Source organism: Alkalilacustris brevis, from assembly GCF_003350345.1.
Classification (GTDB): domain Bacteria; phylum Pseudomonadota; class Alphaproteobacteria; order Rhodobacterales; family Rhodobacteraceae; genus Alkalilacustris; species Alkalilacustris brevis.
The window spans coordinates 58,818-82,467 of record NZ_QNVJ01000064.1 but is presented as its reverse complement, the minus strand read 5'-3'; the positions used below and the strand labels follow the sequence as shown (position 1 = coordinate 82,467).

General features: G+C 64.8%; 19 protein-coding genes. 16 read left to right on the top strand and 3 right to left on the bottom strand.

What is annotated here, in order from left to right; genetic code table 11:
* Positions 1-19: 19 nt before the first annotated feature.
* From DQ229_RS09930 to DQ229_RS09915, 4 genes are read left to right on the top strand one after another with little or no spacing between them, the layout of a single operon-like run.
* Entirely contained in the window at positions 20-1,171 is a 1,152-nt protein-coding gene (locus DQ229_RS09930; RefSeq protein ID WP_114966116.1) for an acyl-CoA dehydrogenase family protein, read from the top strand.
* Positions 1,171-3,234 (top strand): acetate--CoA ligase family protein, encoded by a 2,064-nt coding sequence (locus DQ229_RS09925; protein WP_114966115.1) that lies wholly within the window; start codon positions 1,171-1,173, stop codon positions 3,232-3,234. The genes DQ229_RS09930 and DQ229_RS09925 overlap by 1 nt, the downstream gene beginning before the upstream one ends.
* Complete coding sequence (locus DQ229_RS09920) at positions 3,234-5,282, top strand: 3-hydroxyacyl-CoA dehydrogenase NAD-binding domain-containing protein (protein WP_114966114.1); 2,049 nt, start codon at positions 3,234-3,236, stop codon at positions 5,280-5,282. Before DQ229_RS09925 ends, DQ229_RS09920 begins: the two co-directional genes overlap by 1 nt.
* Complete coding sequence (locus tag DQ229_RS09915) at positions 5,279-7,360, top strand: acetate--CoA ligase family protein (protein ID WP_114966113.1); 2,082 nt, start codon at positions 5,279-5,281, stop codon at positions 7,358-7,360. Before DQ229_RS09920 ends, DQ229_RS09915 begins: the two co-directional genes overlap by 4 nt.
* An 8-nt stretch (positions 7,361-7,368) precedes the next feature.
* Here DQ229_RS09915 and DQ229_RS09910 read toward each other — a convergent pair whose 3' ends face one another.
* A complete protein-coding gene (locus tag DQ229_RS09910) occupies positions 7,369-7,782 on the bottom strand; it encodes a PaaI family thioesterase (RefSeq protein ID WP_114966112.1) in 414 nt (137 codons plus the stop codon).
* A gap of 192 nt (positions 7,783-7,974) precedes the next feature.
* On the opposite strand from DQ229_RS09910, the gene DQ229_RS09905 reads away from it, so the two are divergent.
* The 3 genes from DQ229_RS09905 (at position 7,975) to DQ229_RS09895 (ending at position 11,002) form a co-directional block, all read left to right on the top strand.
* On the top strand, positions 7,975-8,421 hold the full coding sequence (locus DQ229_RS09905; protein ID WP_162300824.1) for a tripartite tricarboxylate transporter TctB family protein: 447 nt from the start codon (positions 7,975-7,977) through the stop codon (positions 8,419-8,421).
* Positions 8,421-9,941, top strand: coding sequence for a tripartite tricarboxylate transporter permease (locus tag DQ229_RS09900; protein ID WP_114966313.1), 1,521 nt, complete (start codon positions 8,421-8,423; stop codon positions 9,939-9,941). The genes DQ229_RS09905 and DQ229_RS09900 overlap by 1 nt, the downstream gene beginning before the upstream one ends.
* 107 nt (positions 9,942-10,048) lie before the next feature.
* Positions 10,049-11,002: a Bug family tripartite tricarboxylate transporter substrate binding protein gene (locus DQ229_RS09895; RefSeq protein WP_162300823.1), complete on the top strand. Its 954-nt coding sequence runs from the start codon at positions 10,049-10,051 to the stop codon at positions 11,000-11,002.
* A 52-nt stretch (positions 11,003-11,054) separates the two neighbouring features.
* On the opposite strand, the gene DQ229_RS09890 is transcribed toward DQ229_RS09895, so the two are convergent.
* Complete coding sequence (locus DQ229_RS09890) at positions 11,055-12,050, bottom strand: D-2-hydroxyacid dehydrogenase family protein (RefSeq protein WP_114966109.1); 996 nt, start codon at positions 12,048-12,050, stop codon at positions 11,055-11,057.
* A 265-nt stretch (positions 12,051-12,315) separates the two neighbouring features.
* Here DQ229_RS09890 and DQ229_RS09885 point away from each other — a divergent pair, with 265 nt between their 5' ends.
* The 4 genes from DQ229_RS09885 to DQ229_RS09870 all read left to right on the top strand — a co-directional run bounded on the left by DQ229_RS09885 (position 12,316) and on the right by DQ229_RS09870 (position 16,358).
* Positions 12,316-13,245 carry a LysR substrate-binding domain-containing protein gene (locus DQ229_RS09885; protein WP_202909550.1) on the top strand — a complete coding sequence of 310 codons (930 nt, stop codon included), beginning with the start codon at positions 12,316-12,318 and terminating at the stop codon, positions 13,243-13,245.
* 102 nt (positions 13,246-13,347) lie between these two features.
* Positions 13,348-14,139, top strand: a complete 792-nt coding sequence (locus tag DQ229_RS09880) for an SDR family NAD(P)-dependent oxidoreductase (protein WP_114966108.1) — start codon at positions 13,348-13,350, stop codon at positions 14,137-14,139.
* Between the two features lie 4 nt (positions 14,140-14,143).
* Positions 14,144-15,511 carry an MmgE/PrpD family protein gene (locus tag DQ229_RS09875; RefSeq protein WP_114966107.1) on the top strand — a complete coding sequence of 456 codons (1,368 nt, stop codon included), beginning with the start codon at positions 14,144-14,146 and terminating at the stop codon, positions 15,509-15,511.
* 28 nt (positions 15,512-15,539) lie between these two features.
* The gene (locus tag DQ229_RS09870) at positions 15,540-16,358 is read left to right on the top strand and encodes an enoyl-CoA hydratase/isomerase family protein (RefSeq protein WP_114966106.1); all 819 of its coding nucleotides are present in this window, start codon (positions 15,540-15,542) and stop codon (positions 16,356-16,358) included.
* Positions 16,359-16,694: 336 nt separating this feature from the next.
* Here the strand turns inward: DQ229_RS09870 and DQ229_RS09865 are convergent, their stop codons facing one another.
* Positions 16,695-17,381, bottom strand: a complete 687-nt coding sequence (locus DQ229_RS09865) for a TetR/AcrR family transcriptional regulator (protein WP_202909549.1) — start codon at positions 17,379-17,381, stop codon at positions 16,695-16,697.
* A gap of 132 nt (positions 17,382-17,513) precedes the next feature.
* On the opposite strand from DQ229_RS09865, the gene DQ229_RS09860 reads away from it, so the two are divergent.
* The 5 genes from DQ229_RS09860 (at position 17,514) to DQ229_RS09840 (ending at position 23,388) form a co-directional block, all read left to right on the top strand.
* Positions 17,514-18,407, top strand: coding sequence for a shikimate dehydrogenase (locus DQ229_RS09860; RefSeq protein WP_238381024.1), 894 nt, complete (start codon positions 17,514-17,516; stop codon positions 18,405-18,407).
* A gap of 74 nt (positions 18,408-18,481) precedes the next feature.
* Positions 18,482-19,498, top strand: coding sequence for a DctP family TRAP transporter solute-binding subunit (locus DQ229_RS09855; protein ID WP_114966104.1), 1,017 nt, complete (start codon positions 18,482-18,484; stop codon positions 19,496-19,498).
* 169 nt (positions 19,499-19,667) lie between these two features.
* Complete coding sequence (locus DQ229_RS09850; protein ID WP_114966103.1) at positions 19,668-20,204, top strand: TRAP transporter small permease; 537 nt, start codon at positions 19,668-19,670, stop codon at positions 20,202-20,204.
* Positions 20,205-20,207: 3 nt separating this feature from the next.
* Positions 20,208-21,494 carry a TRAP transporter large permease gene (locus DQ229_RS09845; protein WP_114966102.1) on the top strand — a complete coding sequence of 429 codons (1,287 nt, stop codon included), beginning with the start codon at positions 20,208-20,210 and terminating at the stop codon, positions 21,492-21,494.
* Between the two features lies 1 nt (position 21,495).
* The gene (locus DQ229_RS09840; protein WP_114966101.1) at positions 21,496-23,388 is read left to right on the top strand and encodes a bifunctional sugar phosphate isomerase/epimerase/4-hydroxyphenylpyruvate dioxygenase family protein; all 1,893 of its coding nucleotides are present in this window, start codon (positions 21,496-21,498) and stop codon (positions 23,386-23,388) included.
* The last annotated feature ends 262 nt before the right edge of the window (positions 23,389-23,650 follow it).

Genomic DNA, 23,650 nt, shown 5'->3' with positions numbered 1-23,650 from the left:
CCAAGAAGGAGCCAAGCCCGTGATATCCGGACTTACCCCAGATCAGGCCGAACTGGCCCATGCCGTGCGCCGTTTTGCCGAAGGTGAGCTGGCCGAGGGCGCGCTGGCGCGGGCCCACTCTCTGGAATACCCATGGGACGTGGCCGAGAAGCTGGCCGCGATGGGCATGCTTGGGATAACCATTCGTGAAGACGACGGCGGCGTCGGTGGCACCTTGATGGATGCCGTCATCACGATCCAGGAGCTTGCCATGGTCTGCCCGAAAAGCGCCGATGTCGTGCAGGCCGGAAACTTCGGCCCGATCCGCACTTTCGCCGAATTCGCATCGCCCGCCCAGAAGGAACGCTGGCTGCCCGATCTGCTGGCGGGCAAGAAACTGATCTCGCTGGGCATGAGCGAGCCGGATGCGGGCTCTGCGGTCACGGAGCTCAAGACAAGCGCGCGTGAGGATGGCGACGGCTATGTGCTCAACGGCTCCAAGGTTTTTTCCACGCATAGCCCCCATGCCGACCTGTTCCTGATCTACGTCCGCTTCGGGCCGGGCACGAAGGGTATCGGATCTGTTCTGGTCGAGCGTGGGACACCGGGCTTCACCATCGGGCAACCCTCTCCCTTCATGAGCGGAGAGGAATGGTGCCCGCTTTACTTCGAAGACTGCCGGATCCCGGCTGAAAACCTGCTGCTTGGTCCGGGTGGGTTCAAGAAGCAGATCTCGGGCTTCAATGTCGAACGCATCGGCAATGCCTCGCGCGCGCTGGCGCTGGGCCGTCATGCCTATGAGGTGGCGCGCCGCCACGCGACCGAGCGGACGCAATTCGGCCGCCCCTTGTGCGAATTCCAGGGCCTGCAATGGAAATTCTCGGAAATGATCGTGAAGCTCGAGAGCGCGCAGATGCTGCTCTACCGCGCGGCGCGGGATGGCGACGAGAACGGCCTTCCTTCCGCATTCAACACCGCTGTTGCGAAGCTGGCTTGCAATGAGGCCGGGTTCGACGTGGCGAATGCGGCCATGCAGGCGATGGGGGCTTATGGGTATTCGACCGAAAGCCTTGTGGAATACTGCGTCAAGCGCACACGCGGCTGGCAGATCGCCGGCGGGTCGATCGAGATGTTGAAGAACCGGATCGCCGAACATGTGTTTGACCGTCGCTTCAGCCAGCGGCCGTCGTGATGGGCGGGATGGTATGGCAGAAATCGCTGCTGCGGCCTGACAGCATCGCGCTGGTTGGCGTGTCGGACGATGCCGAAAAGACCTCGGGCCGCCCGCTCAGGTTCCTGCGGGCCGCAGGGTATGGTGGCACGGTCTTTCCGGTCAACCCGACCCGCGAGACGGTTCAGGGCGAGCGGTCGTATCCCGCGCTATCCGCGCTTCCGGAGGTGCCCGAGCACGCCTTCATCCTGACCGGCGCAGGCCGCGCGCTGGATGCTCTGGAGGAATGCGAAGCGCTTGGCGTGCCGGTTGCGACCGTGCTTGCCACCGGCTTTGCCGAGGCCGGCGGGGCAGGGGAAGCCAACATGGCCAGGCTGCAGGCCCTGACCGGGCGGGGCAGGTTGCGTGTGCTGGGGCCATCGTCCATTGGCCTTGCCAACCTGCACCACGGCATGACTCTGACGGCGAATGCCGCCTTCGCGGAGCCGGACCTGCCGAAAGGCGGCCTGTTCGTGGCGTCCCATAGCGGCAGCCTGATCGGTGCCCTGTTGTCGCGCGGCAAGCGCAAGGGGCTGGGCTTTGCCGGTCTGGTCTCGGTCGGCGGCGAGGCCGATCTTTCGATCGGCGATGTCTGCCTGGCCGCATTGGACGACCCTGCCGTGACCGGGTTCTTGCTTTTTCTTGAGCACATGCGGCACGCCGACAAGCTGCGAGAATTCGCCAGCAAGGCCGCAAAGCGTGGCAAGCCTGTCGCGGCGTTCAAGCTGGGCCGTTCCGACGAGGCGGCCGAACTGGCGCAATCGCATACCGGATCGCTGGCTGGTGCGGACGAGGTTGCGGATGTCTTCCTCAAGGCCTGCGGGATTGCCCGCGTTTCGTCGTTCGAGGGTCTGCTCGAGGTCGCGCCGTTGCTGGCGCGCGTGCCTGCCGCGCCTCAACGGCGCCGCGGGCGTGTCGGCGTGATAACCACCACTGGCGGCGGCGCGGCGATGGCCGTTGACCAGCTTGCGGGATTAGGGGTCGATATCGTGCGGCCAAGCGCCGAGACTTGCGAACGGCTGGCCGCCAAGGGCATCGAGGCAGGACATAACCGGATTCTTGACCTGACCCTCGCCGGCACCCGCTATGACGTGATGCGCGGAGCGATCGAGGTTTTTCGGCAGGCGCCCGAGTTCGATCTGGTTCTGGTCTGTGTCGGGTCGTCGGCCCGGTTCAATCCGGAGCTTGCAGTGCAGCCCGCGCTTGATCTGATCGATGCGCCCGGCAGCCCTTTCGCGGTTTTCCTGGTGCCCGATGCCCCGGACGCGACGCGGCGGCTTGCCGGCGCCGGCGTTCCGGTTTTCGAAGACCCCGAGACATGCGCCGACGCGGTGGCGGCCGCGCTACAGCGGCAGGTCCCGGCCCTGCCGCAGGTTGTCGAGGACATTGGCGAATGTGAGGGGCGCACACTGGATGAGGCAGAGGCCTACACGCGCCTTCCCGCCTTGCCTGTGGCCGAATGGGTGGCACTCGATACGTCCAGCCCGGTGCCTGACCTGCCGTTCGACTATCCCGTTGTCGTCAAGGTGCTCGATGCCGCGATCCCCCACAAGAGCGATGCAGGCGGCGTCATCGTCGGCATCAGCGGCCCGGAGGCTCTGGCCAGGGCGATGGCGGCGATCCAGGACAACATAGCGACCAACTTGCCGGGTCACGCGGTCAGGCGCGTGCTTGTCCAGCAGATGCGCGGGGGCGTCGGCGAGGTTCTGATCGGAATGCGCCGGGATCCGCAGGTGGGGCCGGTCGTGGTGCTGGCCGCCGGTGGCATCTTCACCGAGATCTACCGCGACACGGTCATGCGATTGGCCCCGGTCGATCTGGATGGCGCAAAAGAGATGATCGCATCGTTGAAGGTCACCCAGATACTTGGTGGGGCGCGGGGAAGGCCGCAAGGCGACCTCGACGCCCTGGCGCGGGCCGTGGTGGCGGTGTCGGACCTCGCCGCCTCGACCGATATCATCGAGGGCGAGATCAACCCGCTCATCGTGCTGCCAAAAGGCGAAGGCGTTGCGGCGGTGGACGCATTGATACGGGTGAGGGCGTGATGGCAGGGAAAGTTCATTTCGAGCGCGACGGCGAGATTGCCGTTCTGACCATCGACAACCCGCCGGTCAACGCGGGGTCGCATGACATCCGCAAGGGGCTCCTCGCGGCTATCGACAAGGTGGAGGCCGATGGCGACCTGAAAGGCGCTGTGCTGATCGGGGCGGGGCGCAGCTTCATTTCCGGCTCCGACATCCGCGAGTTCGATCTTCCGCTCGGGCCACCGCAAATGCCGCAGGTGATCGCGGCGATCGAGGGGGCATCAAAACCCTTTGTCGCGGCGTTGCATGGCGCGGCGCTCGGCGGCGGGTATGAGCTCGCACTTGGTTGCGACGCGCGGATTGCCGCCCCCGGCACGATGGTCGGACTGCCCGAAACGGCACTCGGGATCATTCCCGGTGCCGGCGGCACGCAAAAACTGCCACGTCTAGTCGGCCGGGCAGAGGCGATCCGGCTGATCGCAGGCGCTACAAGGGTGAGTGCCGACAAGGCGCTGGCCCTGGGCATGATCGATGCGGTCGAAGACGGCGACCTGCGCCGCGCCGCGGTCGAGAAGGCCCGTGCAATGGCCGGCACGAAACGGCGCGTGATCGACCTGGACGTGCCCGAAGGCGATGACGCCGAAGCGGCTGCCGAACGAGCATCTCGACGCGCGCGCCCGCATGTTCTGGCGGCGATCCATCATGTTCGCCAGGCCGGAAAGGTGCCCGCGCGCGAAGGTCTCGATGCCGAGCGCGAGACTTTCCAGAAGCTGCGCACCGCGCCTGAGGCAAAGGCGCTTCGGCACATCTTCTTTGCCGAACGTGAAGCTGCGCGCGGCAAGCCCGGACGCGATGCCGCTCCGATGCCGGTCGATCTGTTCGGTGTCATCGGCAGCGGCACGATGGGGGCCGGGATTGCCACGGCGATCCTTCAATCCGGCAAGTCGGTCGTTCTGATCGACAGCAATGCCGACGCTCTGGCCAAAGGTGTGGAGCGGATCGAACAGGCCATCGACGGCGGTGTGAAGCGGGGCCGGATGAGTGCTGCGGCGGCGCAGGCCGCGAAAAAACGGCTGACGGTGGACTCGGACCTTGCCGCGCTCGCTCCCTGCGATCTGGTGATCGAGGCAGTGTTCGAGGATCAGCAGGTGAAGGAAGAGCTTTTCGGCAAGCTCGACACCATCCTGCGGCCCGACGCCATTCTCGCAACGAACACCTCCTACCTGGATATCGACCGGATGGCCGCGAAAACGACGCGGCCCGAGCGGGTGATCGGCCTGCACTTCTTCAGCCCCGCCCATATCATGAAGCTGCTCGAAATCGTGCGCGGCGCGGCAAGCAGCGATGTGGCGATGGCCACCGGCCTTTCCGTCGCGCGGATGCTGGGCAAACAGCCGGTCGAGGCCGCGAACGCCTTCGGGTTCATAGGGAACCGGATCTATGCCGCCTATCGCGCGGCCTGCGAATTCATGCTGGAAGACGGCGCATTGCCGCACGAGGTGGATGCGGCGCTGGAATCCTTCGGTTTCGCTATGGGGCCGTTCGCGGTTGCCGATCTTTCAGGGCTCGACATCGCCTGGCACATGCGGCGGCAGAGAGCCGCCGAGCGCGATCCGGCCGACCGCTATGTTCATATCCCCGATCGGCTGTGCGAGGCGGGGCGGTTCGGGCGCAAGACCGGCGCGGGGTATTATCGCTACGGCGAGGATAGCAAACCGCAACGTGATCCTGAGGTCGAGGCGCTGATCACGGCCGCCTCAAGCGAGAAAGGCATCGCGCGGCAGAGCCTGTCTGCAGAGGACATTCAGCGCCGCGCCCTGGCCGCCATCGTGAACGAGGCGGCATGTGTCGTCGAGGAAGGGGTCGCGCTGCGGCCCGGCGATGTCGATGTGGCGATGGTGAATGGCTACGGCTTTCCGCGCTGGGTTGGCGGGCCGATTCATTGGGCGCAACAGCAGGACGCCCATGCGCTTGCCGCAGATTGCGCGCGCTTTGCCGAAGAGGCCGGCCCGACACGGAGAAAGGGCGATCTGCGCGTGCTCGGCGTGGACACGGGAGATCACGAATGACCAATCCTGAGACAGCGCTGGGCGCGCTCTGGTCACCCAAAAGCGTGGCGGTCGTCGGCGCATCGGCCGACCCCAACAAGACCGGCGGGCGGCCGGTCGCATACCTGCTCAAGCATGGGTTCGACGGCGATATCTGGCCGATCAATCCGCGCGCGGAGGAAATCGCGGGTCTGCCCTGCTATGCCGGCATCGCCGACCTGCCGGGTGCCCCTGACGTGGCGATCGTGCTTCTGGGCGTCGAACGGGCCGAGGCGGCGGTTCGCGACCTTGCCGCCAAAGGCTGCAAGCTGGCCATCGTTCTGGCCAGCGGCTACAGCGAAGCCGGCGATGAAGGGCGCCGCCGGCAGGATGCGCTGCGCGAGGCCGCCGGCGAGATGCGGCTGCTCGGCCCGAACACGATCGGGGCGATGGACCTGTCGCGGGGCATCGTGCTGTCGGCGAGCGGGGCGCTGGAAGGCGACGATATTCCCAGGGGAGGCATCTCTGTCGCCTCGCAGAGCGGCGGCATCCTGGGCGCGCTTCTGTCGCGCGGGGCTGCGCGCGGGATCGGCTTTTGCAAACTGGCCTCGACCGGGAACGAGGCCGATCTCGACATCGCCGATCTGATCGCGGCCTATGCCCATGACGAGGCGACCACCGTCATCGCGGCCTATGTCGAGGGTATCCGGTCAGTCGAGAAATTTCGCGCCGCAGCCGATCTCGCGCGCGCAGCGGGAAAGCCGCTTGTGGTCTACAAGGTCGGGCGGTCGGAATCGGGCGCCCGCGCCGCAGTGTCGCATACCGGCGCGATGGCAGGAGAGGATCGCACCTATGACGCGCTCTTTCGCCAGGTTGGTGCGATCCGGGCCGAGACCTTCAGCGACCTGCTCGACCTTCCGGCAATGCTGGCCAGCCGGCGCCGGATGCGCGGGCGGCGCGTCGCGATCCTGACATCGACAGGTGGGGCAGGCAGCCTTGTCGCTGACAATTGCGGAATCCTCGGGCTGGATGTGCCCGAACTCGATGCGGCAACCGGCAGGACACTGGCGGGGCTGTTGGGCAATGATACGCCCATGACGGGCAACCCGGTCGACGTGACACTGGCCGGGGTCGAGCCAGCGATCATGACGGCTGCAACGAAAACCCTGCTTAGCTCGGACGGGATCGACGGCGTCGTGGTTGTTGTGGGCTCTTCGGCGCTTGCGAGGCCCGATGTGGCTGTCGGCGCAATCCGCGCCGGGGCTGCCGCGAGTGACAAGCCGCTGATCGCCTATGTCAGCCCGCACGCACCGCATATCGTCGATTTGCTGAATCGCGACGGCGTGCCGGCATTCACGGCGCCCGAAACCTGCGCCACCGTCCTGAAGGCCGCGCTGCCTATGCCTCCGGTCGGGGCGCCGATGGCCGTGGATGGCACCGCGGCAGTGCCGACCGATCTGCCGACAGGGACGCTGAACGAGGCCGAGGCGCGCGCGCTTTTTGATGCTTTCGGTCTCGCCGGGGCGGAAAGCCATGTGGTGCAGACGCCAGACGAAGCGGCAGCAGCCGCGGCCCGGCTGGGCGGGCCTGTCGTCCTCAAGGTCCTGTCGCGCCAGATCGCGCACAAATCCGATGTGGGCGGCGTCCGCGTCGGTCTTGTGCCCGAGGCCGTGGCGCCGGCCATGGCAGAGATGGCCGAGACTCTGGCCGCGCAGGGCCTTCCCGAACCGGAAGGTTATCTTGTTCAGGCGATGGTTCGGGGTGGCATCGAGATGATCCTGGGCCTGCGCCGTGATCCGCAACTGGGGCCGCTGATCCTGCTGGGGGCCGGCGGAGTGCAGGCAGAGCTTTCCGGCGACAGTACGCTGCGCCTTCTGCCGCTGAGGGAAGGCGACGCGCGCGCGATGGTGGACGACCTGCGGGTTGCGCGCCTGCTCGAAGGTTTCCGTGGCGCCCCGGCCCATGATATTGACGCGCTCGTGGTCGCCATCGAGGCGCTGGCCCGCATGGGCGACGCGCTGGGCGAGCGCTTGCAAGAGGCGGAAATCAACCCCCTTTTCGTGTTGCCAAAAGGGCAGGGTGTTGCTGCGGCCGACGGGCTGGTCGTCCTGAAGGGCTGACCGCGCCGTCAACGCGGTGAGTGCGATACCCGCCATACGCCCTGGGCGGAGACGACCGGGACATCACCGACAAAAGCCGTTCCCGTCATAAAGACCATGCGGGACGTCGCCTTGGTGATTTGCGGTGTCACTTCAACCAGATCGCCGATCCGTACCGGCGCAAGGAACTGATGGGTCAGGCTGACAGTCGCACCGCGCACGGCCCCTGTCGCCAGCCGGGCCGTCTGCCCCAAGGCGCGATCCATGAATGTCATCAGCATACCGCCATGCACCACCCGGTTGCGGTTGGCATGGAGTGCGCGCGCAACGAAGGCGATTTGCGTCTGCCCGGAAACCTCGCGACGCCACAAGCCCCCGACATGTCCGACAAACCCGTCATCTGCCTCCAGGCGCCACCCTGCTTTCTCAAGTTCCTGTTCCATGCCGAAAGTTCTGCGACCGGAATCGCAGCGAGGCAAGCCGCTTTTGTCGCAGCCCTAGCCTAACTGTTTGTTATGCTCTCCCGAATTTTTGCGAGTTGTGGGAACTGGTCGACATCTACACACTCGGCTAATAAGCGCATGGTGCCGGACTGCAAGGAAGGCGATCGTACCAGGGGCGAGGGAGAAGAAGAGTTGGAGCGAAACTACCGTGATGCTTTTGCTGGTCTGAGCCTTGCCATTTTTGGGGGGGCTGCAGTTCTTTATGCCTTGTCCAAATACCCGATGGGCACGGTCACCCGGATGGGACCGGGGATGATGCCCGTCACGCTCGGGGCTATCCTCCTCGTCTTCGGGATCATCATCGCGGTTCCAGCACTGTTTCAGAGGGGCGAGAGGGTTGAGCTTCGCTTTCGCGCACTTATCGTCCTCTCTGCCAGCATCCTGAGTTTCGCGCTCATGATCAGAGAGTTCGGGCTGGTGCCGTCGGTCTTTGCGACCACCCTGATCGCAACATTCGCCGAATCAAAGGTCACCCTTGTCCGCGCACTGATCCTGAGCGCATCCACCGCGCTGCTGACATGGTCCATTTTCATTCTGGGGCTGGGCCTGACACTTCCTTCCTATCGGTGGCCGTTCTGATGGATCTGCTTGCCAATTTCGCCCTTGGCCTGGAAACGGCAATCACGCCGACGAACCTGTTTTACTGTTTCGCGGGCGTCTTTCTGGGAACGTTCGTCGGGGTCATACCGGGCATCGGGCCGCTCGCCGCGATCTCGATGCTGTTCCCGATCACTTTCTATCTCGATCCGACCGCCGCGCTGATCATGCTGGCCGGGATCTACTATGGCACGACTTATGGTGGCTCTACCGCCTCGATCCTTCTGAACATGCCGGGCGCGACCTCGGCTGCGGTGACCTGCCTTGACGGATACCCGATGGCGCAGAAGGGCCGTGCCGGGATCGCGCTTTTCATGACGACGATCGCGTCCTTCACCGGCGGGTCGATCGGCATCATCATGCTCAGCCTGTTCTCGCCCCTGATCGCCGAGTATGCGCTGACTTTCGGCCCCGCCGAGTATTTCGCGTTGATGGTTCTGGGCCTCGTGGCGGCCTCGACCATCACGAATTCCACCCCCTCCAAGGGGCTTGCCATGGTCGTGTTGGGCATGTTGATCGCGACCGTGGGAATCGACAGCCAGAGTGGTGCTGCGCGCTTCACCTTCGGGTCCATGAGCCTGATGGAAGGCTTCGGCATCAGCGCCATGGCCATGGGGCTTTTCGGGATCGGCGAGATCCTGAGTTCCGTTGGCGCCAAGCGCGATGGAAAGATAGACAAATCCAGCGCACGGCTGCGCAACATGATCCCCAGTCGGGACGACTGGGCGCGTTCCTGGCGGCCGGGGTTGCGTGGATCGGCGATCGGGTCTTTCTTCGGTGCGCTGCCGGGCACGGGGCCATCCATTGCGTCTTTCATGGCTTATGCGTTCGAGAAACGCATTTCGGCGACGCCTGAACGCTTTGGCAATGGCGCCATCGAGGGGGTGGTGGCCCCCGAAAGCGCCAACAATGCCGCAGACCAGACCGCGTTCATTCCGACCCTCACGCTGGGCATACCGGGCAGCGCGACCATGGCGCTGATGCTGGGCGCCCTGATGGTGCATGGTATCCAGCCGGGGCCGACGCTGATTTCACAGCAGCCCTCGTTGTTCTGGGGGCTGGTGATGAGTTTCTGGATCGGCAACCTACTTTTGCTGGTGTTGAACCTGCCTCTCATCGGGTTGTGGGTGCGGCTCTTGATGGTGCCGTACCACTATCTGTATCCCGCGATTCTGGTCTTCGTGTGCATCGGCGCCTACAGCGTGCGCTCCAATCCGGCAGATGTCGTCATGGTGCTGGGGTTCGGTGTGCTCGGCTACGTCATGCGCCTTGCTGACCTGCCGGCGGCGCCGCTGCTGCTGGGCTTTGTGCTGGGGCCGTTGGTGGAATCCCAGTTCCGCCGGGCAATGGTGTTGGCGCAAGGGGATTTCACTGTCGTCATGACGCGTCCGATTGCCGGCACCGTTCTGGCGCTTACCGCGCTGCTACTGTTCTGGACATTGGCAAGCACATACCTGCGTTACCGCCGCAGAACAAAGACCACACTGTCGGCGCAAGGGTGACGGCAGACGAGATGGGCGCCCGGTTCGTCACGCGAAACGGGCAGCGGCCGCCCGAAGGCCGCAAACAGGCGTATATCCGCGTCGGAACCAATGAGGAGGACACGATAATGAAAGCACTTATCACAGCCGCGGCCGTCGCGGCCCTGGGGGCAGGGGTTGCCCATGCACAGGCCGATTTTCCAACCGGGCCGGTTACACTGATTGTTCCTTATGGAACCGGTGGCTCGACGGACATGACCGCGCGCCCCCTCGCCATCGAGCTGGAAGAGATCTGGGGCCAGCCCGTTGTGATCCAGAACAGGCCTGGCGCGGGCTCGATGATCGGCACGACGGAAATGACGCAGGCCGCGCCGGATGGTCATACGCTGCTGATCAATACCGCCGCGATCACGACCGCGCCGGCGATCCAGGCCGACCTGCAATTCGACCCAGTAGACGATGTCACGCCAATCTCGCTTCTGATTACCAGCCCGTATGTCCTGACCGGCGGCTCCAATGTCAACGCGGACGATCTTGCGGGCTTGCTTGAGGAGTCTCAGGAACGCACGATCTTCATGAGCACCGCCGGCCCCGGCAGCTCGGGCCACTTCATGTCGGAACTGGTCATCTCGGCGTCGGGTCTCAATGCCGACATCGTGCACTTCGGGGGTGGCGGTGAGGCCTATACCAACATGATGGGTGGCCATGCCGATACCTACATCTCGACCACGGCCAGCGTGATGCCCTATGTCAATGACGGCCGTATCAAGGCCTTGGCCGTGCTGGCTCCTGAACGCTTCGAGCTGCTGCCTGATGTTCCGTCGAGCGGCGAAGCGGGCGTTACCGGGGTCGATATCGAGGGCTGGGTGGCGGTGTTCGGGCCGGGCGGCATGGATGAGGAACTGGCCAACAGGATCAACGCGGATCTTGCCCAGGCCATGGCCTCTGAGCGGATGCAGGAGCAACTGGAGCAGAACTACGCTGTTGCCGGCAACCTGACCCCGGCCGAGTTCCGTGAGATCTATCTGCGTGACATGCAGATCTGGCAGAACCTGGCTGACGAGCGCGGCATCGGGCAATAACCCAGCGCCACGCAAGCAGACATCGGGCCGGCCCTGCAGGGGGCCGGCCTTTTCAGTTGGGCAAGAGCAAGCGCCGCGGCTTTCCATCCAGCCAGCCATCGAGGTTCTCGACGGTCTGGCTGTAGAAGCTTTCGAAGGTCTCCCTCACGGAATACCCAAGATGCGGCGTCAATAGCGCGTTCGGCATTGCGCGGATCGCGGCATCGGCGGCAAGCGGCTCGCTGTCGTAGACATCAATGCCGGCACCGCCGATCCGTCCATTCGACAACGCTTCGATCAGGGCATCATGGTCCACCAGCGGCCCGCGAGATGTGTTGATCAGCAATGCGTCGGATTTCATCCGGCCAAGGTCTTTAGCCGTGACAATCCCCTTTGTCGTCTCGCCAAGCACGAGATGCAGTGAAACGATATCGGCGGTGCGAAACAAGCTGTCCTTGTCGGCATAGTCCGCGCCACCCTCGGCTGCCCGTGCTTCGGTCAGGTTCGGACTCCATGCGATCACGTTCATTCCGAACGCCCTGGCGACCAGCGCCATGCGGCTGCCCAGCTTGCCCAGCCCCACCAGGCCCAGCGTGCGGCCATAAAGCGCGCGGCCCAGCCGGGTCTGCCACGCGCCGTCGCGCATTGCGGCCGCTTCGTCGGGAATATGGCGCATCAGGCCGATGATCAGCCCCCAGGCCAGTTCGACCGTCGCATAGATGCCGTTGCCACTGCCTTCGGTCGTCATGATGGGAATGCCGAGTTCGGCAGCGGCTGCGCTGTCCAATGTGCGGGTGCGCCGGCCGGTGGCCGCGATTGCCTTGAGGTTGGGCAGTCCCTTCAGGATTTCGGCGGGAAGGTCTGTCCGCTCCCGCATCAGGCAGATGGCGTCATAGGGGGCCAACTCTTCGACCAGACGCGCCGGTTCTATGGCGTGGCGAATAAAGGTCACGTCCGCGCGCTTCTCAAGCACGGACCAGTCGGCAAGGCGATGCGCCACGCCCATGTAGTCGTCCAGCACGGCAATGCGCGCGCGGCGGCCCGTCGGCAGCGGTCGGTGTTGGGTCATGATGGTCGGCCTCTCTAGATGTTTGCGGCGGAGGATCGGGCTTGAGGTTCATGGGATTTGGGCATGAAGAAACATACCCGTTGATACGTCTTGCTCAGAGCGACCTTCTGCACCAGGAGTCTGGCGCAGGAACCGTCGTGCCCACAAGCGTATTTAGGTCGCGCTGCGAGGTTCACAGCCAACTTGACGGTTGTCTTTGTTGCAGATTAGCCTAAACAGACAGTGCGTTAAGTGCCTATTTGTCGCTCAAGGATAACCAGAGCTTATGCAGCGTCGCCGCATCAATCTGCCGCTGAACCCGCTTCGCTCTTTCGCGGTTGCGTCGCGCCACAAGACATTCACGGCCGCCGCAAAAGAACTTGGTGTCAGCCAGGTTGCCATCAGCCGGCAGATATCGACGCTTGAGAATTATCTGGATGTGAGCCTGTTTGAACGCGGCGTGCGGTCTGCGAAGTTGACCGAGGTGGGGCGCACTTTCGGGCTGGAGATCGCGCGTCTGTTCGACGATCTGGAGCGCGCGACCCAGCGCATGATCAGCCATGAAACCGAAGGCACGGTCAATCTGCGTGTGCACCCGACCATGGCGCATCACTGGCTGATGCCGAAACTCATGGGGTTTACGCGCCGGCATCCCGATATCCGCGTGCGTTTCGATACAAGGGTCGAGCCGCTGGATTTCCGCGGGACGCATCTGGATGTCGCCCTGCAGCTGGGCAACGGTGACTGGCGCGATGCGCGCAGCCGCAAGCTGTGGGACGAAGAGGTCGACGTGGTGTGCAACCAGCCGTATCTCGATTCCATTGGCGGGCTGTGCAAACCCGAGGATGTCACGAAGGGCGAGTTGCTGCATTCGCGGTATCGCCGGCGCGCATGGGAGTTCTGGGCGCGGGCGGTTGGCGTGGATCTGGATTTCAACACGGGCACGGAGTTCGAGACCTCGCTGTTGACGTTCTCGGCGGCGCAGCAGGGCTTCGGACTGGCTATCGGGCAGCTTGGGCTGCTGGATCACATGATCGCGGAGGGCCGGCTTGTCCGACCGCTCGACATGGGGATTCCGACGGGGGCGGCGTTCTATGTGATCTGGCCCAAGACGGTTTCGGTCAGCGTCAAGACGAAACGGTTCATCGACTGGTTGCTCGATCAGGTGGGTCAACCGCGCGAGTTCTTCAAATCAGGTGCGCCCGACCGGCCCTGATCTTGTCAGACTCGCGATTTGCCGAGCCTTACCTCTAATCAGGTCTTGCCCTGCCCGAGTGCTGCTAGACTGATGTCAGCTTTGGAGAGGTAATTCGGTATCATGAGCGCACGACTGAGCAATAAAGTGGCAATCATCACAGGGGCAGGGCAGCAGCCCGGCACGACCCCCGGTAACGGGCGGGCTACGGCCATCCGGTTCGCCGAGGAAGGCGCGACCTGTGTTCTGGTCGATATCAATCGCGACTGGGCAGAGGAAACGCGAGAGATGATCGGTGGCGGCGACTCCATCGTCATTCCGGCGGACGTGACCGACGAGGCTGCCTGTCAGGACATCGTCCGAACGACTCTCGAGAAGTTCGGCCGTATCGACGTCCTGCACAACAATGTCGGCCTTTCCAAAGGGGATAAGGCCACGCCCGATCTGGACGCCGATGTCTGGGACCGGATCATGGGGATCAACCTCAAGAGCATGTTCATGCTCTGCAAGGCGGCGCTGCCCTCGATGCGCGAGCGCCGCGCCGGAGCCATCACCAACATCTCTTCGACCGCGTCCTTCGCGTTGCGGCCGACCGTGACCTACAAGACGTCGAAAGGCGCGGTCAATTCGTTCACGCAGCACGTTGCTGCCGAGAACGCGCCCTATGGTGTGCGCGCAAACGCGATTCTGCCCGGCCTGATCAACACGCCCATGGCGATCGAGCGCCGCGCCCAGGAGAGCGGCCGCTCGCGCGAGGATATCCGCGCGGAACGTGATGCGCTGGTCCCCATGGGCCGGATGGGCGAGGCCTGGGACATCGCCAATGCCGCTGTGTTCCTGGCGTCGGACGAGGCGAAATACATCACTGGCGTCCTCTTGCCGGTCGATGGCGGCCTGCTGCTGAAACGGGGGTAACGAAATGAATGGCAACCCGTTGATGGATCTGGCGCGCGCGGCCGAAGGCTGGCACAGCCGCGCTCTTGCGGATGATGTTGCGCATGATGCCCGCCGCGCGGTTCTCGACTGGTTCGCCGCGCTTTTGCCCGGTTGCCTCGAAGGGCCTGGAGTGACGCTGTCCCGCGCGCTTGCGACAGGGCGCGGGGAGGGTGAGGCGATCGCCTATGTGGACGGTGCCCGCGGCACCGCGCGCCATGCGGCGCTGCTCAATGGCACGGCAAGCCACACTGTCGAGTTCGACGACATCTTCCGCGATGGCGGCTACCATCCGGCCAGCCCAACGATTTCTGCCGCGCTTGCCGTGGCGCAGGCCGAAGGCGCAAGCGCGGAGGCGTTTTATCGCGCGGTGATCGGCGGCTATGAGGTCGGGTGCCGGATCGCCATGGCGCTGCAGCCCAGCCACTACCGCAACTGGCACATCACTGCGACCGTGGGCACCATGGGGGCCGCTGTTTCCGCTGCGATGCTCAAGGGCTGCGATGCGGATCAGATTGGCCACGCCATCGCCATTGCAAGCAGCTTTGCCGGAGGCCATCAGGAGAACCTGCAAGGGCGGGGGCAGACCAAGCCCTTGCATTGCGGTCATGCGGCAGAGGCCGGCGTTCTGGCAGGGCTTGCCGCCGCTGCGGGCGTGACCGGCTCACCCGACAGCCTTCACGCGGCCCACGGCTATGCCGCCGCTACGAGCGACGGAACCGGCAACTGGCAGGCAGGGCTTGCCGGGCTTGGCGAGTGGACCCCGATCTCGCGGATCACGTTCAAGAACCACGGCTGCTGCGGCCACATTTTTCCGGCGCTCGACGGCATCCGCGCGATGCAGGCCAAGCACAGCTTTGGCCCAGGTGACGTCGCCCGGATCGAGATACAGGGCTATGGCCCCACAGTTGCCATTTGCGACCGGATGGAGGTGAACGACGCCCGCGATGCCCGCTTCAGCGTGCAGTATTGCGCTGCAGCCCTGGTTCATACGGGGGCGGTTCGTCTGGCGGCCTTCTCGCCCGAGGCCCTGGCCCGGGCCGATCTGCGCGACTTCATGCACAAGGTGACGGTCGTCGAAGATAGCGAGATTACCGCCGCCTATCCCGCGCGGCGCCAGGCGCGCCTGATAATCAAGCTGAACTCCGGCGAAGTGATCGAGCATTTCCAGCCCACGCGCAAGGGCGATCCCGACGATCCCTTCACCGACGCCGAGCTTGTCGAGAAGTATGAGGAATTGACCGTCGGTGTCCTTGGCCATGAAGAAGCCGCGCGTCTGCGAGACGTCATCATGAATTCCGATGCCCTGCCTGGCGGCGTCACCCTCAAGAACCACCGACGCCCTGCGGCATGAGCAGGACAAGACAAGGATCAGGAAGAGGATGAAAGATAATAGCGCAGTATCCGCTCCGTCGGCGGAGTTTATTGAAATCGAAACTCGCGGCGTTTCCGCCATCATCCGCCTCAACCGCCCCGAGGTCCGCAACGCCATCAACGATCAGATGCGGCAGGAGTTGGTCGCGGCATTCGAATGGGCTGATCGGACCCCGGAAGTGCGCGCAGTGATCCTGACGGGCGCCGGCAAGGGGTTTTGTTCGGGCGGAGATATCGCCGGAATGCGCGAGCGGTTGAACGCACCGCAGGGCGATGTCGCTTTCAATGGCTGGAAGCGTCAGAAACAGACGCACCGGGGCATCGCGGTGATCCACGGCTGCACCAAGCCGGTGATCGCGGCTGTCAATGGGGCGGCCTTCGGGCTTGGCCTCGACATGGCGATGGCCTGCGATTTCATCGTGGCGGCGGATGGCGCCAAGATGTCGATGAGCTTTCTCAAGCGCGGGCTCGTGTCCGACGGTGGCGGGATGTATTTCCTGCCGCGCCGGGTCGGACTGGCGCGGGCCAAGGAACTTATTCTTTCAGGGCGTGTCGTGTTGGCCGACGAGGCCCTTTCGATCGGTCTGGTCGATCGTGTCACGTCCCCCGGAGACCTGATCGACACCTCATGCGCCTGGGCGGAGGAGTTGACACAGGGCGCACCGGCGGCCGTGGCCCTGACAAAGGCGATCCTGGACAAGACGTTCGAAAGCTCCGGCGACGAGGTCTTCGCGCTGGGCCGCCAGGCCCAGGCGATCTGCTACACGACCAAAGAGCATCGAGCATCGGTCGAGGCTTTTCTCGACAAGGCTGACCGCAAGACATGAAAGCAGGCTGCTACCGCCCCCGTGGGCGCCCGGGGGCGTCGCCTGTCACCAATAAAGCATATTTCCAGCAGACAGGTGGGCGCGGATGCGCCCGCCGTCGTGCCGCAGGCAAGCCTCCGTCGTGACAGGGCGGACGGGGTGCAACAGATCAAGCGCGGGCGCGCTATAAGCCTGCATGGAGCGGGCTTTGAGCCGGGCCTGCACTGGTCGGATGCTCATGTCGCGCAGTCTTCTGTTCGAAGGCCCCGGGGGATTTCTTGCCGGGGGCCGCGCCTGACCTGCACCATTGGCGCTGATGTCAGGCAAGCACCGCTTCGGGGCGCCTTGAGAGCTTCATCAGTGTGACGAAGGCGCCTCTCCTGCCCCGCGCTCTGCGCCGGGCGAGCGGGCCAGAACGTAGCGCATCACCGCTTCGACGACTTCCTGGCGCACGGCTTCGCGCCCCGCCTCATCAAACAGTTCCTGCCCGAAGAGCAGACCGAAGGTCGCACTGTTGGACCGGTAGAAGAAGCTCAGCCCGCTTATCAGCCAGTGCAGCTTGAGCGGGTCGATGCCGTCGCGAAACACTCCGCCGGCGCGCCCGCGGTCATAGAGTTGCCGCACCCGGTCGATGGCCGAGGCATTGAGCGCGCGAATCTCGTCCGACATCTCCATGTAGGCGCCTTCGTGCATGTTCTCGGTCATCACCAGCCGGATGAAATCGCCGTTCTCCCAATGGTGGTCGAACGAATAGATCACCAGCGCGCGCAGGGCCTTTTCCGGCGGCAGGGAGTCGAGCGCGAGTTCCTGTTCGCCCAGCCGCATTCCGCGATAGGCCTGTTCCAGGACGGCGCGGTAGAGCCCTTCCTTGTCGCCGAAGTAATAGTAGATCATGCGCTTGGAGGTGCGGGTGCGCGCGGCGATCTCGTCCATGCGTGCGCCGGCAAGCCCGGCCCGGGCGAATTCGTCGGTGGCAACGCGCAGGATATCGGCGCGCACGGCCTCGGGATCCTGCTTCCATTTGTTTCTTTGTTGTTCGGCCATGCGCGTCTCCATCTCACACAGTCTGCCGGAAATCAATTTAACCGAACAGTACAATTTTTCGTTGACAATTTAACCAGCCAGTTAAATGCTTCGGGAAGCTAGGCAGGGCGAGTCGCCTTGAAGGGGGGAGCAGTGCTGGAGCAAGCTTCGGAGGCCGGACAGGTGGCGGGTGTGCCACGATACCTTCACACGGCGGTATCGGCCGGCCTTGTCGGCGGCGGCATTCAGCTATCTCGGACGCCGCGGATGCACGAGGCCGAGGCCCGTGCCCAGGGCTTCGTCATGAATTATCATCTGTTCGATACCGATGCCGGCCATCACGGCCAGTCCCTGGCCGACCTGCTGGACATCACCGAAAGCCAGGGTTTCGTCGGGCTCAACATCACCTATCCTCACAAGATCGCGGTGATCCAGCATCTCGATACGATGTCGGATGCCGCGCAAAAGCTCGGGGCCGTCAACACCGTGGTGTTTCGCGATGGCAAGCGCAGCGGCCACAACACCGACATGTGGGGCTTTGCCGAAAGCTTTCGGCGCGGCATGGCCGACGCCCCGCGCGACCGCGTGCTGCTGATCGGCGCGGGCGGGGCCGGGGTGGCGGTTGCACATGCACTGCTTGAGTGCGGCGTGCGGCAGCTTCTTGTCGCAGATACCGACCGCGCGCGCGCGCAGGCGCTGGTGTCGCGGCTCGACGCAGTGCATCCGGGCCGCGCCGCAAGCGCCGAGGCCGACACGGCGCTGCGCGACGGTGTCGATGGCCTGGTCAACGCCACGCCGGTGGGGATGGCCAAATGCCCCGGCATTCCGTGCTCGGTCGCGCTGTTGCGCCCTGAAACCTGGGTTGCCGATATCGTCTATTTCCCGCTGGAGACGGCGCTTCTGGCCGCCGCCCGCAAGCTGGGCTGCCGGGTGCTGCCCGGATCGGGGATGGCGGTGTTCCAGGCGGTGCGTGCCTTCGAGCTGTTCACCGGCCGTCGCGCCGATGCATCGCGCATGATGGCCACGTTCAATTCCTTTTCACCCTGACCCGGCCACAGCCGGGCAGACAACCAGCACGCCGGTTCACCCGGCATCACGACGCAAGAAATGGGGAGGTCCAAATGCGTTATACGAAATCCGGATCAATTGTCGGCGGCCTGACGGCTCTGGCTCTCGTGCTTGGGGCGGGCATGGCCCAGTCGCAAACCATCCGCTTTGCTCATGTCGATCCTGAAGATTGGCAAAGCTCCAAGAAAGGGGCCGCGGCGCTGATCTTCAAGAACATCGTCGAGGGGGAAAGCGATCTGATGGTCGACCTCTACCCCGCCGGCTCGCTGGGCAACGAGAACGAACTCGTCGAGCAGGCGCAGGAAGGGCTCACCCAGGTGGTGATGGTCTCGGGCGCCATGAGCCGCGTCTGTGCGGCGGCACAGGTGCTGGATATTCCCTTCACCTTCTCCTATCCGACCGTCGCCTGGGAGGTTCTCGACGGCCCGTTCGGCCGCGATCTGGCCGCGCATTGCCTTGAAGAGTCCGGCCTGCGCACGCTCGCCTATGGGGAAACCGGCGTGCGCCATTTCACCAACTCGGTGCGTGAAGTCCGCACCCCCGCCGACATGGAAGGGCTGCGCATCCGCGTCCAGCCGATCCCGCTCTATGTCGAGATGGTCGAAGCGCTGGGCGCCGAGCCCACGCCGGTGCCCTGGACCGAAGTGCCCAACGCGCTGGCCACCGGGGTCGTCGACGGGCAGGAGAACCCTGTGGGCGTGATCTATGGCAATAACCTGCACGAGTTGCAGGAATACATGACGCTCGACGGCCACGTTTACGCAACCGACTTCCTGCTGATCAACGAAGAGTTCTTCCAGTCGTTGTCGCCTGCCGATCAAGCGGTGGTGTCGCGTGCGGCCAAGGTCGCCGGGCTGATGGGACGCGCGATTCAGCAGTTTACCTCTGCCGAGGGCGTGCGCCTGGTGGCCGAGGCCGGGTTGCAGGTTTACGCACCCACCGAAGAGGAAATCGGCATGTTCCGCGATGCGGCCCAGCCCGCCGTGGTATCCTGGCTGCGCGAGGAGCTGGGCGATCAGGCCGATTGGATCGACCGGCTGAACGACGCCGTGACGGCCGCCTCGAACTGAGGCCGGCAACGATCAGGTGCGCGGGGCTTGCACGGCCCCGCGCGCATTGACAGAATTTCCCGATTGCCCAGGCATGAAGCCTTGCCAGCACGCTGCCGGATAGCCGGGGCGCGGTCCTGATCCGGCCCCGCCTCGCCCGTCGCAAAGGTCCGGCCCCGAGGAGAACGCGATGCTCAAGACCCTCAATGACGGATTGTGCCGGCTGTTCGCCTGGGCGGCGGGGCTGTGCATGGCGGGCGTCTTCCTGATCATCTTCCTCAATTCCTCGCGCCGCTACGGCCTTGGCCGCTCCTGGGCCTGGGGCGAGGAACTGCCGATCTATCTGGCGATCTACGGGGTGATGTTCGGCGTCGCGATGGCCTATCTGCAGGATCGCCACATCCGCTTCACCATCCTCACCGACAATTTGCCGGCGCGGCTGCGTGAATGGTTGTTCGCGGCGGTCGATCTGGCGATGGTCGTGATCGGCGTGATGCTGGCGCGCTCGGCGCTTCTGTTCATCGACAGCCGCGGCGCGCGCGAGGCCTCGGGCATCGTCACTGCCGCGCGAAGGCTGGCCCGCGACACCGGCATCGAGTGGATCGAGATTTTCGGCCGCATGGCGCCCTGGCAGTTCTCCTTCGTTCTCGGTGGCGGCATTCTGTCGCTCGCGGCGGCGGTGAGGCTGGCGCGGCGCATTTCCGATCTGCGCACGAGCAGGGGCTGAGCCATGGTCTATGCCATTCTTTTCATTTCGCTCCTGGTCGGTGTGCCGGTGGCCTTCGCCATCGTCGCCGCGCTGATCTATTTCATGGCGACCGGCGCGCTGCCCTATCATCCGCGCATCGTCGCCACCGAGATGTTCGGCGGGATCAACTCTTTTCCGTTGCTGGCGATCCCGCTCTTCGTGCTGGCGGGCGAGCTGATGAACGCCTCGGGCATTACCCGCCGCATCATCGCCTTTTCCATCGTCATCGTCGGGCGGCTGCGCGCGGGGCTTGCGCTGGTGAACATCTGGGCCAGCGTGGTGTTTGCCGGGCTGTCGGGCTCGGCCGTGGCCGATACCTCGGCCATCGGCCGCGTCTTCATCCCCGAGATGGAGCGCGCGGGCTATCGGCGCGATTTCGCGGCCGCGCTTACGGCCGCGTCCTCGGTCATCGGGCCGATCATTCCGCCTTCGATCCCGGTGATCATCTATGCGCTCACGGTGGGCGGGGTGTCGGTGCCGGCGCTGTTTCTGGCGGGCGTGGTGCCGGGGCTTCTGCTGGCGATCTTCCTGTCGGCCTATGTGATGGTCGTGGTGGGGCGCGTAAAGACGGGCGGCCCGTCGGACCGTGCCGCGCTGGCCGAAATTCCCAGCCAGGGCAAGGCGCTGCTGGGCGGGATCATCCCGCTGCTGATGCCTGTCTTCGTTGTCGGGGCGATCATCCTGGGCGTCGTCACCCCGACCGAAGCGGCAAGCTTCGCGGTCGTCTACGCGCTGTTCGTGGGGGTTGTGCTGTATCGCGAGGTGGGCCTGCGCGACCTGCCTGCGATCTTTGCCAATTCGATGCGCGACAGCGCCATCATCCTGATCATCATCGCCGCGGTATCGGCGGCCAACTGGCTGCTGACCTACAACCGCGTCCCGAACATGCTGACCGACTGGGTGATCGGCAATGTCGACAGCAAGTTCGTCTTCCTGCTGCTGATCATCGTGCTCTTTCTTTTCGTCGGGCTGTTTCTGGAGGGTATCGCGGCGATGCTCGTGCTGGTGCCGATCGTGCATCCGATCGCGGTGAGCCTTGGCGTCGATCCGGTGCATTTCGGCATCATCGTGATCTTCAACCTGATGATCGGGCTGATCACCCCGCCGCTGGGTCTGTGCCTGTTCGTGGCCGAGGGGGTGGCCAATGTCGGTATGGCGCGGCTGGTGCGCCAGATCATGCCCTTCTTCCTGGTCGAACTGGCGGTGCTGGTGCTCATCACCTTCGTGCCCGAGACGGTGATCGCCCTGCCGCGGCTATTGGGGTTCTGAGATGAAGACCGCCATCGCAACCGTCTGCCTTTCCGGGGACCTGCCCGAGAAACTGGCCGCCATCGCCGCGGCGGGATTTCAGGGGATCGAGATATTCGAGAATGACTTCCTGACCTTCGATGCCCCCCCGCGCGAGGTTGGCCGCATGGTGCGCGACCATGGCCTGGAGATCGCGCTCTATCAGCCGTTCCGCGACCTTGAGGGGCTGCCCGGCGGGTTGCGGCAGCGGGCGTTCGACCGCGCAGAGCGCAAGTTCGATCTCATGGCCGAACTGGGCACCAATCTCATGCTGATCTGCTCCAACACCCACCCCGAGGCGCTGGGCGGGATCGACCGCGCCGCGGCCGACCTGCATGCGCTGGGCGAAATCGCTGCCGGGCGTGGCTTGCGGCTGGGGTATGAGGCGCTTGCCTGGGGGCGCCATGTCAATGACCACCGCGACGCCTGGGAAATCGTGCGCCGCGCCGATCATGCGAATGTCGGCCTGATCCTCGACAGCTTTCACACGCTCGCCCGCGGGATCGACTGCGACAGCATCCGCGCCATTCCCGGCGACAGGATATTTTTCGTGCAACTGGCCGATGCGCCGCGCATCGAGATGGACCTGCTCTACTGGTCGCGCCATTTCCGCAACATGCCGGGGCAGGGGGATCTCGATGTTACCGCCTTTATGCGGGCGGTCGCCGCCACCGGCTATCACGACTATCTGAGCCTCGAGATATTCAACGACCAGTTTCGCGGCGCCGCCCCGCGCAGCATCGCGCTTGACGGGCAGCGCAGCCTGCGCTGGCTGATGGACGATGTGGCGCGGCAGGAGCCCGACATCCGCATCACCCCGCCTGAAATGCCCGCGCGCATCCGGGCCGAGGGGGTGGAGTTCATCGAATTCGCGACCGATCCGGCCGAGGCGGCGGCGCTCGGGCGGGTGCTGCATACGCTGGGTTTCGCGCGGGTGGGACAGCACCTGTCCAAGCAGGTTGCGCATTGGCGGCAGGGGCGGGCGCATATCCTGATCAACACCTCCGAAGAGGGCTTTGCCCACTCGCTCTATCTGCTGCGCGGCACCACCGTGTGCGATGTCGGGCTGCGGGTGGCCGATGCCGCCGCGACAGTTGCGCGGGCGCAATGCCTGGGCGCCGAGGTGATCGAGCAGCCCATCGGCCCCGGCGAGTTGCGCATCCCCGCGATCCGTGGCTCGGGTGGGGGCTTGTGGCATTTCATAGATGCCGGCACCGGGCTCGACCGCTTGTGGGAGATCGACTTCGCCGACGCCCCCGATCCGGACGCGGCACGCCCGGCCGGTGTCACCCATGTCGATCATGTGGCGCAGACGATGAATTTCGAAGAGATGCAAAGCTGGGTGCTGTTTCACCTGTCGCTTTTCGAGATGCAGAAGGCCCCGCTTGTCGATGTGATCGATCCGTCGGGCCTGGTGCGTTCGCAGGCGGTCGAGGCACCCGATGGCGCGCTGCGCATCACGCTCAACGGTGCCGACAACAGCCGCACTTTGGCAGGGCGCTTTCTGGCGGAAAGCTACGGCCCGTCGGTCCAGCATGTGGCCCTGGCCTGCGAAGATATCTTTGCCGCGGCGGCCGCACTCGCGGAGAACGGCTTCGCCCCGCTGGGTATTTCGCCGAACTACTACGATGACCTGGAGGCCCGGCTTGACCTTCCGCAGGCGTTGACCGACCGGCTGCGCGCGCACAACATTCTTTACGACCGCGACGCGGGCGGAGAGTATTTCCAGATCTACAGCCCCGTCCTTGGCGAAGGGTTCTTCTTCGAGATCGTGGAGCGCCGCGGCGGGTATCGCGGCTATGGGGCCGCCAATGCGGCGTTTCGCGTCGCGGCGCAACAGCGCGCCCGCGGCCCGGCCGGAATGCCCCGGCGCTGAGCACTGAACCAAGCCGGGTTTGCCGGGGGCTCCAAATGAGCAAGACCACGAACAGCTATTCCCCCGAACTGCGCGCGCGTGCTGAAAGTGGAGCCCCCGGATTTCCAGGGCGTCTGGCGTGTGGCCGCGAATCCGGCGTGACGAGATCGGGGCGGCGCGCCCGGGGGGCATGTCGCGTCTGTCTGAGGGCGGCGGGCGAGGTTTGCTGCGGCGCCTGCGCCAGTGACGCCGCAGGCAGTCGCTGCGCCGATCGCACCGGAAC